Source organism: Paenibacillus favisporus (assembly GCF_040545415.1).
GTDB lineage: Bacteria > Bacillota > Bacilli > Paenibacillales > Paenibacillaceae > Paenibacillus_AQ > Paenibacillus_AQ favisporus.
Genome location: NZ_JBEPLV010000007.1, coordinates 432,224 through 443,834, shown reverse-complemented (window position 1 = coordinate 443,834; position 11,611 = coordinate 432,224). Strand labels below are relative to the sequence as shown.

General features: G+C 51.7%; 13 protein-coding genes. 11 read left to right on the top strand and 2 right to left on the bottom strand.

What is annotated here, in order from left to right; all coding sequences use genetic code 11:
* The first annotated feature begins 144 nt into the window (after window positions 1–144).
* From ABID47_RS28285 to ABID47_RS28260, 6 genes are all read left to right on the top strand, one after another.
* Window positions 145–282, top strand: a complete 138-nt coding sequence (locus tag ABID47_RS28285) for an SRPBCC family protein (RefSeq protein WP_354501858.1) — start codon at window positions 145–147, stop codon at window positions 280–282.
* 142 nt (window positions 283–424) lie between these two features.
* Complete coding sequence (locus ABID47_RS28280; RefSeq protein ID WP_354501855.1) at window positions 425–1,222, top strand: alpha/beta fold hydrolase; 798 nt, start codon at window positions 425–427, stop codon at window positions 1,220–1,222.
* Between the two features lie 23 nt (window positions 1,223–1,245).
* Window positions 1,246–1,701, top strand: a complete 456-nt coding sequence (locus tag ABID47_RS28275) for a YdeI/OmpD-associated family protein (RefSeq protein WP_354501852.1) — start codon at window positions 1,246–1,248, stop codon at window positions 1,699–1,701.
* Between the two features lie 26 nt (window positions 1,702–1,727).
* Entirely contained in the window at window positions 1,728–2,531 is an 804-nt protein-coding gene (locus ABID47_RS28270; protein WP_354501849.1) for a class I SAM-dependent methyltransferase, read from the top strand.
* Window positions 2,532–2,785: 254 nt separating this feature from the next.
* Window positions 2,786–3,313: a GNAT family N-acetyltransferase gene (locus tag ABID47_RS28265; RefSeq protein WP_354501846.1), complete on the top strand. Its 528-nt coding sequence runs from the start codon at window positions 2,786–2,788 to the stop codon at window positions 3,311–3,313.
* 32 nt (window positions 3,314–3,345) lie between these two features.
* Window positions 3,346–4,362: a phosphotransferase gene (locus tag ABID47_RS28260; protein ID WP_354501844.1), complete on the top strand. Its 1,017-nt coding sequence runs from the start codon at window positions 3,346–3,348 to the stop codon at window positions 4,360–4,362.
* A 449-nt stretch (window positions 4,363–4,811) separates the two neighbouring features.
* On the opposite strand, the gene ABID47_RS28255 is transcribed toward ABID47_RS28260, so the two are convergent.
* Entirely contained in the window at window positions 4,812–5,450 is a 639-nt protein-coding gene (locus ABID47_RS28255; RefSeq protein WP_354501841.1) for an NADPH-dependent F420 reductase, read from the bottom strand.
* A gap of 128 nt (window positions 5,451–5,578) precedes the next feature.
* Between ABID47_RS28255 and ABID47_RS28250 the strand changes: the two genes are divergently transcribed.
* On the top strand, window positions 5,579–5,932 hold the full coding sequence (locus tag ABID47_RS28250; RefSeq protein ID WP_354501838.1) for a winged helix-turn-helix transcriptional regulator: 354 nt from the start codon (window positions 5,579–5,581) through the stop codon (window positions 5,930–5,932).
* Window positions 5,933–6,044: 112 nt separating this feature from the next.
* On the opposite strand, the gene ABID47_RS28245 is transcribed toward ABID47_RS28250, so the two are convergent.
* The gene (locus ABID47_RS28245; RefSeq protein ID WP_354501835.1) at window positions 6,045–6,803 is read right to left on the bottom strand and encodes a collagen-like protein; all 759 of its coding nucleotides are present in this window, start codon (window positions 6,801–6,803) and stop codon (window positions 6,045–6,047) included.
* A 394-nt stretch (window positions 6,804–7,197) separates the two neighbouring features.
* Between ABID47_RS28245 and ABID47_RS28240 the strand changes: the two genes are divergently transcribed.
* From ABID47_RS28240 to ABID47_RS28225, 4 genes are all read left to right on the top strand, one after another.
* A complete protein-coding gene (locus tag ABID47_RS28240; RefSeq protein WP_354501832.1) occupies window positions 7,198–7,542 on the top strand; it encodes a DUF805 domain-containing protein in 345 nt (114 codons plus the stop codon).
* A 460-nt stretch (window positions 7,543–8,002) separates the two neighbouring features.
* On the top strand, window positions 8,003–8,971 hold the full coding sequence (locus ABID47_RS28235; RefSeq protein ID WP_145950258.1) for an ABC transporter permease: 969 nt from the start codon (window positions 8,003–8,005) through the stop codon (window positions 8,969–8,971).
* Window positions 8,972–8,986: 15 nt separating this feature from the next.
* The gene (locus tag ABID47_RS28230) at window positions 8,987–9,895 is read left to right on the top strand and encodes a carbohydrate ABC transporter permease (RefSeq protein WP_354501828.1); all 909 of its coding nucleotides are present in this window, start codon (window positions 8,987–8,989) and stop codon (window positions 9,893–9,895) included.
* Between the two features lie 50 nt (window positions 9,896–9,945).
* The gene (locus tag ABID47_RS28225) at window positions 9,946–11,553 is read left to right on the top strand and encodes a type 2 periplasmic-binding domain-containing protein (protein WP_354501825.1); all 1,608 of its coding nucleotides are present in this window, start codon (window positions 9,946–9,948) and stop codon (window positions 11,551–11,553) included.
* The last annotated feature ends 58 nt before the right edge of the window (window positions 11,554–11,611 follow it).

The window sequence follows — 11,611 nt, the reverse complement described above, 5'->3', positions numbered from 1 at the left end:
CTGCCGGGTGTCCGATTGCTTTTTAAGCTGGACGGGATAAAAGCAATTCGCAAGAAATAACAACCTGATAGATATGCTACGATGACGTTAGTAAACAAGTGGGCTGATAGGATCCATTTTTGGGAAATTGGAGGTTGGATATCCATGACCAATCATTCGAGTAACAAGAGAATCGAGGTTACGATCGTATGCGAGAACGTGCCGGCAGGGATCCGGAAAGAAGATCACGACGTCGGTTTAAGGTCCACTTTAGAGAACCTGGCATTATATACGGAACAATAGTTCGTTTCGTTGAACGAGTCAAAATCGGTTTGTTAAAAAATTTATAGAAAAAAATCCATAAAAGATCGTGTATTTGTCGATTATGGTGAGCCGCATTCGTTGTATTGGTAGAGGACTAAATGATGCAAGGAGGCTTTGCCTTATGAGAACGGTGATTTCGAAAGACGGCACGAGCATTGCTTACGACAAGATTGGAAGCGGCCCGCCGCTCCTGCTGGTCGATGGCGCGCTGTGCAGCCGGGGGAATGGCCCGAGCAGTGCCTTGGCTGCTGCATTACAGCAGGATTTTACCGTGTATACCTATGACCGTAGAGGGCGTGGCGAAAGTGGAAATCATGCTATTTATGGAGTCGATCGCGAGATTGAGGACCTTTCTGCTGTGATAGAAGAAGCAGGAGAGGATGTATTTGTATACGGCGTATCCTCGGGGGCAGCGCTTGCCCTTGAAGCGGCAAATCAGCTTTCGTCGATAAAAAAACTGGCGTTATACGAAGCGCCTTTTATTACGGACGGTAGCCGTGAAGCTGTGCCGGATGAGTACGCTGCACAAATGGATGAACTGGTTCGAGCCAATCGCCGGGGTGCAGCAGTCAAGCTGTTTATGAGAAAAGGGGTCGGACTGCCGGCCCCGGTCGTGGCCATGATGCCGATGATGCCTGCCTGGTCCAAGCTTAAGTCGGTCGCCCATACGCTTCCTTATGACACCATACTGACGATCGGGCAGCAGAAAGGGAGTAAGGAGACGCTGAAAAAATGGTCGAGCGTCTCTGTCCCCACGCTTGTTGCCGTTGGCGGCAAGAGCCCGGAATGGATGCGCAATTCCATGAAGGAGCTTGCACAGGTTTTGCCGAATGCAACCCATCAAGTGCTTCCCGGTCAAACGCATATCGTGAAACCTGCCGCATTGGTCCCTGTATTGGTCGACTACTTGAAGGGATGAGAAAATATTGAGGAGGTTGCGATATGGTAACATTTACTGCCGAACTGCAGCTGCACGGAAAGACCGCAACAGGCATTGAGGTGCCGGAGGAAGTAGTCAGAAGCTTAGGCTCTGGAAAAAAGCCTGCGGTTCGTGTTACGATCCGGGGGTACGCGTACCGGACTACGATTGGAGTCATGGGCGGACGGTTTTTGATTCCGGTCAGCACGGAGCATCGGCAGAAAGCGAAGGTTGCCGCCGGCGACAAACTGGAGGTTCAGTTGGAGCTGGATACGGAACCGCGTGAACTAGCCGTGCCGGACGATTTCTTGTCCGCATTGTCGCATAACGGGGTGGCGAAGTCTGCTTTTGAGAGCATGTCTTATAGTAATCGACGGCGCCTTGTTCTGGGTATTGAGGATGCCAAGACACCCGAAACCAGACAGCGGCGAATAGAGAAAGCTTTAAACGAATTAAATAATTCCCAAAGTAAAAAGTGACTTAAGCAGCGGTAAAGGAGGAAATCATGCACTCTCGACACGATTATAAAGAATTGCGTCAAACCTTTGAGCAGGCGGCCGATCTGTACCAGCAGGCACGGCCGGAGTACCCGGAAGCTTTGCTGGACGATCTGGTTCAGGCGGCTGATTTGCATCCGGGGGATCGTCTGCTGGAAATCGGTTGTGCGACAGGAAAGGCGACCCTACCGTTAGCAAAACGTGGATTCAACATGACATGCGTGGAGCTTGGAGCGGATCTTGCGGAAGCAGCCCGCCGCAACCTCATCGGAATGGATGCCGAAATTATAACGGGGGGCTTCGAAGAGTGGCAGCCCGAGACCGGGAAAAGGTTCGATTTGGTATTTGCCGCCACCGCGTGGAACTGGATTGATCCGATGGTTCGGTATTCCAAGGCATGGCAGTTCCTGCGTCCCGGCGGACATTTGGCTTTTTGGAACGCCACTCACGTTTTTCCGGACGACGGGGATCCGTTCTTCCGTGAAATCCAAGACGTATACGATGAACTGGGCGAGGGCAAACCGAAAGACACCGACTGGCCAAGGCCGGGGGAACTGCAGGAGCAGCAAGAAGAGATCGGGCAAAGCGGCCTGTTCGAGGTCGTTCATGTTCGGCATTTCGACTGGGAACGCATCTATCATGCGGAAGAATACATTAACCTTCTGAAAACGTTCTCCGGCCATATTCTTATGGAGGAGCGGAAGCGTGAGAAGCTCTTCAGCGAAATACTGGTTCGCCTGAGCAGCCGTCCGGACTCGTCGGTCCGCCGCCATTGGGGCGCGGTTCTTCATGTCGCCCGACGTTTAGACTGAACGGAAAGATAAATCTAACAAACGGAATAATAGAAATGACAAAGCTCCGATCGGATACTGGGTTCAACAGGCCAATCGGAGCTTATTGTTTTTTTATTATGATTTTTCCTGGTCACAGCTGTTTGTTTTAAATCCGGATTCGCAAGGATCAGGTTTGAACTCCCCGAAAGCAGGACAGTTTGGTTATAGCCATTCAATACCTGAGGCGTATGGTAAAATTATCAAGTATGAATGCGAGCCGACGGAGGGAGCCCATGTGGAAATACAGGAAATTAAGTTTTGAGGACGCTGAACTCATTAACGGGATGAACCCATCTCAATATATTAAAAATGCATGGCGGGAAGTCGCCGGAAAACGGCAATTGGTCGAGATCAACTACCATGACAAGGATTGGCCGAACGGCTATGACTATCACTTGAGCCATTTAAGGGACACCATACGGTCTGGTGGTGAGGCCGTAGGAGCCTTTGATGGGGACAACAATCTCATAGGTTTTACTGCGGTCAATCGGGAGGTCTTTGGTGACAAGTACCGGTATGTATTATTGGATCAATTATTCATTACGCTGGAGCATAGAGGTAAAGGGATCGGTAAAAAACTGTTCGCGATCGCGGCTCATCAGGCGAGAGAGTGGGGAGCTGAGAAATTGTATATCTGCGCAGGTTCTGCCGAAGAGACGATTGCCTTTTATGGTGCAATGGGATGCCGGGAAGCGGCGGAGGTTAGCCGGAAGTTGCTGGAGAACGATCCAAGGGATGTACAGTTGGAGTTCGTTTTATAGTTTCCGAATACCCCCATAAGGAGCGTGCAAGCATGCATGAGAAATCGAGTATCTCTGAATTTCATAAATTGTGCCATGCGCTGAGGTTAGGCGAATTGCAATCGGCCCCTGTACCGGTTACCGGTGGGCTGCTTCACAAAATGTACGCGGTGGAAACTGCGACAGGCAAATATGCCGTAAAGGCATTAAATCCGCAGATTATGGCCAGACCAACTGCAGTGAACAACTACATCATGTCTGAGCGGATTGCGAATTGCGCGGCAAAATTCATTCCTGCGCTTCCCGCAAAGAAGTTTGACGGGGAGTCGCTGCAGCGATTAGAGGACAGGTATTATCTTGTTTTTGATTGGACCCGTGAGAACAGCCTGAAGCATGGTGAAATAGACACGACTCATTGCGAAAAAATGGGTGACGTTCTAGCAAAGCTGCATCGGATCGACTTTTCTGCTCTAGGCATCGAAACTCCGCGATTCTCCAATTCTGCTCTAACGGACTGGGGCTTTTATTTGGCGAAAGGAGAAGAAAACCATGCGGAGTGGACCGAACAGATGCTCGAAAGCATGGAACATTTACATCGATGGAATGCAGCTGCCATCGAATCGGTGAACGGGCTTTCTTCTGAATGGGTGATTACGCATGGGGACTTGGACCCGAAAAACGTACTGTGGTCAGGTCATGAACCCATACTGATTGACTGGGAATCCGCCGGTTATAAAAATCCGTCGCTGGACTTACTGGAAACCGCGGTTTATTGGTCCGAAAATGAGGCGGGTGAGATACAGAAGGAGAAATTTTCAGCCTTTATACAAGGATATAAAACAGCTCAGGGGCGCATTTCATCCGATTGGAGGCTGATTCTGGCTGGTGGGTTATTGTCCAAACTGGAATGGCTGGAATATAGTCTAAAACGGTCTTTGTGGATCGAATGTACGGATGAAGAAGAACAGAAGACCGGAACAGAGCAGGTCTCCATAACCATGGGTGCTATTAAGCATTATGCAGAATCCATCCCCAAGATGGAAGAATGGCTTGAATTGCAGAAGCTATAGAGAAGCACAGGATATGTTGATGCTGACTGGACAGCGGCTCGAGTTCGTTCCAATGGGCTTGCTGTCCAGTATTGGAGTCAAGTGATAAACGACATATACTGTTGTTTTACCTGGATGCTCCGAACTTTCCACCATGTTTCCGAACGGATCGATGACGGAGGTAATACCTCCAGATTGCAAGGCTTACGGACAGAAACAGGATCTGCATGAGGGTACGGGGGATCAGTTCGTCCTCAGGATGGGTATAGAGGCCGTTCAACGCTATGTATAGATTATTGGCAGCGAACATGACGATCAGCAAAAGCGACAGCCCGCCAGATGCCCAAAGGACAGTAGGGCACCACAGTAAACCTAGGGCTCCGGCCACTAAACACTGTTGTCAATGATGATAAGCGGCGATACATTGGGAATCCCAAGAAGCTGCATAATCAAAAGAATGAAAAGATTTATCAACGCGTTAACAAGGCAAATGCCGCACTCGGCGATTGCAGCTGCATTTCGCTGATGACGCAGGCAAGCATGATGGATTCCTGAAGGCGGCTTCGGCTGATATCCCCCAGATCAATAACCGTTGACCAGCCGAGGTCTTTCAACAGAGTCCTGACTTGCTCCTTGGACTCCAGGTTGTTGCCGGACATAAACATGACTGGTGAGCCTTCGCTAAAATGCGGGTGAACCATGATTTGATCGCTGACGATATTGAGCGTTTTAACGACAGAACTGTCAGGCAGCAGCTGTTGGACGATTTCCCCTGCAGATGTTTCGTTATGGAGCAAACGCGGCCCGCCGTCAAAGGATACGGCATTGCTGACGTCGATGACGGTTTTATTTTTAAAATTGGCAGGGTCGATGGATTCCAGTACGTATTTCAAACCGTCCCAGGGAAGGGCCAGAATCACCGTCTCTCCAAACCGGACGGCTTCGTCAAAAGTGACCACTCCGACCGAACTACCGATCTCCTTTTTCCAAGATGCGTGTTTCGGATGATCGGGTTCCCGGTTGCTCACGACAACGCGATGGCCCGACACCGCTAAACCTTTAGCTAACGCTTTACCTACATTTCCGGATCCCAAAATTCCGATTTTCATGTTCGATTCCCCCTCACGAGCCATTATAGAGCTGGGTCCATGACGGGAACAATAAGGCACTTTTTTGTATCCAGGCATGCGTACGCAGCTTGGTGTATAATGTTGGGAAAAAATAGGGAGGGAGTCCAATGCCTGTGCAGCTGAATGAGTGTCCGGTCGAGGTGGTCATATCCAGTCTAAGCGGGAGATGGAAGATACCGATATACCGGTATTTGTACAAAAACGACCAGCCCGTGCGTTACAGCGCATTGCAGCGCCATTTGCCGTCCATCTCCAAGAAGGTACTGACAGAACAGCTCCGCGAGCTGGAGCGTGACGGCATCATTGAACGGAAATCGTACCCGGAGCCCCGGCCCAGAGTGGAATATGCGCTGACTTCGGCGGGACGATCTATGATTGAATTTCTGGATCAGATCAGCGAGTGGGGACAGAAACATATGTATCTACAAAAGAAACTCTACAAAAGCGACCAGATATTTTAGTTGATAACTTGTATAGAATGATGCCGCCAAATACCAAGAAATCGCTATGCTAGTAGCAAAGCGATTTCTTGCGCATATATTACTAATAATCTTGGAGCCGCCGCTAGGTTGTTTAGGCCGACGCCAATTTTTCAATCACGATCGAAGCGCTAGTCACAGGCGTTCCGCCGCCTATGGTAGCCTGCAGTGTCAGAGCACCCATGTTATCGATGCGGTTCAAAGTCAAGGTGCCTCCCGCCGTTAACAGCGCGACGACCTGACCCTGATAAGGGTTGTTGCCTGCACTGGAGCCATAGTTGCTGCAAGGAACCAGCGTGGCAGGCAGCGGTCCGGCGGCATCCGGATCGAAGAACAGGCCGAATGCGCTGTTTCCGGGAGTCGGGAATACTTCCCAGCTGATGTTATAGAAGCCGGTTTCCAGGATATTGACGGTTGAAGGGCTGGTAAAGGAAGTGGCCGTTCCGATAATGTCAGAGTTATTAAAGGTGACGGCACCCCCTTGGCCACCGGGAGTGGGGGCAGCGGCTATGGTTTGATCGACCGTGCTGCACAGGAACGCAAACGAGGCGATGCCTCCGGCAGGACCAGCAGGGCCTTGCGGACCGGCAGGGCCTTGTGCTCCGGCAGGACCTTGTAATCCCGGAAGACCTTGTGCTCCAGGAAGACCTTGTGCTCCAGGGAGACCTTGAGGACCAGGGAGACCTTGAGGACCAGCAGGACCCTGCAGGCCTTGAGGACCGGCCGGAGCATTTACTTTAATTTTCGGGGGAGGACAGTTTACCTTTACGACTTTTTTAACAATGCGGTGTTTCTTGTTTCTATGATGGTGAACAATCAGTTTACCTTTACAGTGCTTTCTTGAACAGTGCAATGATATACACCTCCTGTCGATTTGTCTACAGAGTATGGGTTTGCTTCACATTTGGCATGGACTGATAACTATCATTTGCTAGACTAAAGGCTATATTTTGAGAAAACGGGCTCCTGCGGGATTTTCCTTGGGACAAGCGGTCTGCCTGCCAATACATAGGCATATAAATGATAGAGCGGGTTCCATAATCGATATTTTTGGAAGGTAATGCCATTCCATTATGCAAAAATGGAGAAAGATAGATAGTAAGGACCTTTAGTAAAGCAGCCGACTTCTCAGCAGTCGGCCGCTTTTTTTTATTTCTGAAATTTCATGGAAAAATTTGATGGTATCTGCTGTATTTGATTTCATGCTAAACTCAATCGGATTCAATATAGGATAGGGGAAGTTTAGGATGGAATGGTATTTAAAAGCATTGAAAAATTACGCGGGATTTCAGGGAAGGGCGTCCAAAAAAGAATATTGGATGTTTACGCTGTATGAAGGAGTGATCTACCTCGTGCTTTCCGTCGTCGAGGAAATCGTGGGGCTGTCTTACATATTATCCGCGATCTATTTTGCAGCTACCTTCTTGCCGTCTTTGGCGGTTGCATGCCGCAGACTCCACGATACGGGAAGAAGCGGTTGGTGGAACTTGATCGTCCTGATACCGATCGTAGGCATCATTATTTTTGTTGTGCAAACTTGTCAGGCAAGTCAGGAGACGGATAACCAATATGGCCCCCAGCCTGTGAAGTAATATTTGGGAAGGTCGGCGAGACATAAGGATAACATCACAAGAGGAAGGCTGCCGGCCGATTGAGCCGGGAGTCTTTTTTTGCTCGGCATTCTTCTTATAACTAAATCATGTGCAGCTTGGCGGAAAGGTTTGAATGGTCAGGTGCAGCAGACCGGAAGGATTGGGGAAAAGCTACTTGTTTGCATGGGGGTTGCATGGGCTTTGCCGCCCGGTTGGTCAATTTTGATATGCCGCCCATATCCCGCCGGATCACTCAAAAATGACACATTGTCCGCTTGTCCAAGCCGCTTGTCATCAGGCCGCAGGCACCTTGTTACCGGGGGTTAGGGGCAGCAGCTAAAATGACATATTTACGAGCACTGCTCCCTGGGCTATCGTAAAAATGTAAGCGTTAGCACACCTGACATACTGTGGTAACGATGGGTGGAGCAAAAACCATTTATCAGGAAGGGGTGATCCTATGCAGGAAACCAATACGGCGTTTGCCGGCCGCCCGGCGGCGGCCATGCCGACAAAGAGAAAAGGCAAAGGTTTATGGAAGCGCATCATTATGAACTGGGAGCTGTACCTGTTTATTGCGCCGGCCTTTTTGTACTTTCTTATTTTCTGTTACGGGCCGATGTACGGCATCCAGATCGCGTTCAAGAACTTCATTCCGACAAAAGGAATCACGGGAAGCCCGTGGGTCGGCTTCGACCACTTCGTCCGCTTCTTTCATTCCTACTACTTCTGGGACCTGCTCTGGAACACGCTGAGCATCAGCTTGTACTCGCTGGCCATCGGGTTTCCGATCCCGATCATTCTGGCGCTGGCCTTCAACGAAGTCCGAAACGGCTTCTTCAAGAAGCTGTCCCAGACGGTAACATACGCACCGCACTTTATTTCCATGGTCGTCATGGCGGGGATGATTATCACGTTCCTTTCGCCGTCGACGGGGATCGTCACCCACATGATCGAGGGGCTGGGCCTGAAAGCGCCGGACTTCCTTACCGACCCGCGCTGGTTTAAGACGATGTACGTCTTCTCGGACGTGTGGCAGAGCGCCGGCTGGGGCACGATCATCTATCTCGCCGCGCTCTCGGGCGTCGATCCGGGGCTGCATGAGGCGGCGATTATCGACGGGGCTTCGCGCTTCCAGCGCGTGCGGCACATCAACATCCCGGTGCTGATCCCGACGATGACCATCCTGCTCATCCTGAATATGGGCAGCCTGCTCGGGGTCGGTTTTGAGAAAATTCTGCTGCTGCAAAACCCGCTCAACATGAGCTCGTCGGACGTCATTTCCACCTTCGTCTACCGCTCGGGTCTGGTGGATGCGCAGTACAGCTTCTCGACCGCCATCGGCCTGTTCAACTCGGTCATCAATGCGGTATTGCTCATCGTCGTCAATCAGATCGTCCGCCGTACGAGCGAGAACAGTTTGTGGTAGAGAGGAGGGGCTTCGATGTTATCCGGAGTCAGAGAAACCCGGCGGGATAAAGTTTTTCTCGCCTTCAATTACCTGTATGTGTTTCTGGCGTTTCTAATCGTGTTCTACCCGCTGGTGTACATGGTCAGCGCCTCCATCAGCGACCCGAAAGCGGTCGGGTCCGGGGAGATGTGGCTGTGGCCGAAAGGCATTACATTTGACGGCTACAAGCGGGTGTTCGAGAACACAAGCATCTGGACGGGGTACGGCAACACGATTTTGTACACCGTGGTCGGGACCGCGATCAACCTGCTCGTGACGCTGCCGGCGGCGTATGCGCTGAGCCGCAAGGACTTTGTCGGCCGCAACTTCTTTATGGGTATGTTCATGGTCACGATGTTTTTCGGGGGCGGCCTGGTGCCGACGTACCTCCTGGTGAAGCAGCTGGGCATGGTCAACACGATGTGGGCGATCGTCATTCCGTCGGCCGCGTCGATATGGAACATCATCGTCTCGCGGACGTTCTTCCAGAGCTCGATTCCGAAGGAGCTGCAGGAAGCAGCGCAGATCGACGGGTGTACAAACATGCGGCTGTTCGTGAAGATCATCCTGCCGCTGTCGATGCCGATCATCGCGGTCATGGCCCTGTTCTACGGGGTGGGCAACTGGAACAGCTACTTCTCGGCGCTCATTTACCTGAACGACTCGGCGAAATACCCGCTGCAGCTGGTGCTGCGCCAGATTCTGGTGCTGCAGGAAATGGCCGCGCAGGGCGGAGGGGCGATTGACGCCTCCACGGCGGCCGCGATGAACAACAAGGCGGAAATCGCCGCCCTGGTGAAGTATGCGGTAATTATCGTTGCCACCATTCCGGTCATCGTCATTTATCCATTTCTCCAGCGTTACTTTGTGCAAGGTGTTATGATTGGTTCCGTAAAGGGCTGATCCTGCCTGCTTAGAATCGACATCAAGTCAAAAAGGGGAGTTTGTAAAACATGAAAAAGCTTCGCAAGGCGTCATCCATTCTGCTCTGCCTCACCGTATCCGCCAGCCTGCTGGCAGCCTGCGGTTCCAACGGCGACGGGGATTCCTCCTCGGCTGCCGGATCTGCGGCCGAAGGGGTTAAAAAAGAAGGCTTTCCGATCGTGGACAAGCCGCTCACGCTGAAAGTGATGTCCCAGGATGCGGGCGTGGCCGATTGGAACAAAATGCCCGTGCTGCAAGAGATGGAGAAATTGACGGGCATCCACCTGGAATACCAGCTTTCGCCGATCGACAGCTTTGAGACGAAAAAGAACCTCGTATTCGCGAGCGGCGACTTGCCGGATATATTCTATGCGGCGGATCTGAAACCGGCGGAGCAGGTGACCTACGGCAGTCAGGGCGTTCTGATCCCGCTCGAAAAATATATCGACGAAGGCTATGCGCCGAACATCAAGAAAATTTTCGACGAGCATCCGGATATCCGCAAGTCGTTTACGACGCCTGACGGGCATATCTACGCGCTCCCGAACATCGATCTGTCGGCGGTATGGTACCGCAGCCCGATGTGGTATAACGGCAAGTTCCTGAAGGCGCTGAACGTGACCGAGCTGCCGAAGACAACCGACGAGCTGTACACGCTGCTGAAACGCTTCAAGGACGAAGATCCGAACGGCAACGGCAAAAAGGACGAAATTCCGCTGACCTCGGTCAAGCTGGACGACCTGCGCATGTATTTCCTCGGCTTCTGGGGCATCTATGACGAAGTGATCTACGCCGACAAGGACGGAAAAGTGCACTATACGCCGCAAGAAGAGGGTTACAAGGGCTACCTGACCTTCATGAATAAACTGTGGAAGGAAGATCTTCTGGATCACGAGACGTTCTCGCAGACGCCGGATCAGAAGAAGGCCAAGGGGCAAAACAACCAGATCGGCGTGTTTAACGACTATTACCCTTACTTCACGCTGGGCGGCGAGCCAAGCTCGGACAACCCGCTCATGACGCCGGTCGCCAGCGAAATTCCGGGAACGCCGGTCTACGGCAAGCATCCGGGCATTTCGGCCAACGGCACGTTTGCGATTACGAGCAAAGACCCGAACCCGGAAGCGACGATGCGCTGGATCGACTACCAATACGGTTATGACGGAGCTACGCTGTTCAGTCAGGGACCGGAGAATACGCTGTGGAAATACAAAAACAAAGAAACCCATGAGAAAGAATGGCTGCCGGTACCGGGCGGCGGCGACCGTGAGGAATATCGCGGCACACTGACGCCGAACTACGGCATTCTTTCGCCGGGCATGAACTCTGCGGAATTGACCAAAGGACTGAAGAGCGACTTTGACCGCTTCATTGACAAAGAAAACGCAGAGAAGCTGACGCCGATCGGCAAAACGCCGTTCCCGAACGTCTATTTGACCAATGAAGAGCAGACGGAAGCAACGGCACTGTTGTCCGACCTGAACACCTATGTCCAGCAGATGGAAGCGAAGTTCGTGACCGGCCAGGAGCCGCTCTCGAACTGGGACAAATACGTCGCGCAAATCAAAAAAATGGGAGGCGACCGGATCGCCGAGCTGTACCAGGGCGCTTACGACCGCTGGAACTCGGGCAAGTAACCGGATCATCCGCACCATGCAAAAGCAAATAGCCAACATCGCCCTGCTGCGCAAGCGG

Excerpts from the sequence above, each read along its gene's own strand:
- ABID47_RS28285 (WP_354501858.1), top strand. The coding sequence starts at position 145 with ATGACCAATCATTCGAGTAACAAGAGAATCGAGGTTACGATCGTATGC.
- ABID47_RS28280 (WP_354501855.1), top strand. The coding sequence starts at position 425 with ATGAGAACGGTGATTTCGAAAGACGGCACGAGCATTGCTTACGACAAG.
- ABID47_RS28275 (WP_354501852.1), top strand. The coding sequence starts at position 1,246 with ATGGTAACATTTACTGCCGAACTGCAGCTGCACGGAAAGACCGCAACA.
- ABID47_RS28270 (WP_354501849.1), top strand. The coding sequence starts at position 1,728 with ATGCACTCTCGACACGATTATAAAGAATTGCGTCAAACCTTTGAGCAG.
- ABID47_RS28265 (WP_354501846.1), top strand. The coding sequence starts at position 2,786 with ATGTGGAAATACAGGAAATTAAGTTTTGAGGACGCTGAACTCATTAAC.
- ABID47_RS28260 (WP_354501844.1), top strand. The coding sequence starts at position 3,346 with ATGCATGAGAAATCGAGTATCTCTGAATTTCATAAATTGTGCCATGCG.
- ABID47_RS28255 (WP_354501841.1), bottom strand. The coding sequence starts at position 5,450 with ATGAAAATCGGAATTTTGGGATCCGGAAATGTAGGTAAAGCGTTAGCT.
- ABID47_RS28250 (WP_354501838.1), top strand. The coding sequence starts at position 5,579 with ATGCCTGTGCAGCTGAATGAGTGTCCGGTCGAGGTGGTCATATCCAGT.
- ABID47_RS28240 (WP_354501832.1), top strand. The coding sequence starts at position 7,198 with ATGGAATGGTATTTAAAAGCATTGAAAAATTACGCGGGATTTCAGGGA.
- ABID47_RS28235 (WP_145950258.1), top strand. The coding sequence starts at position 8,003 with ATGCAGGAAACCAATACGGCGTTTGCCGGCCGCCCGGCGGCGGCCATG.
- ABID47_RS28230 (WP_354501828.1), top strand. The coding sequence starts at position 8,987 with ATGTTATCCGGAGTCAGAGAAACCCGGCGGGATAAAGTTTTTCTCGCC.
- ABID47_RS28225 (WP_354501825.1), top strand. The coding sequence starts at position 9,946 with ATGAAAAAGCTTCGCAAGGCGTCATCCATTCTGCTCTGCCTCACCGTA.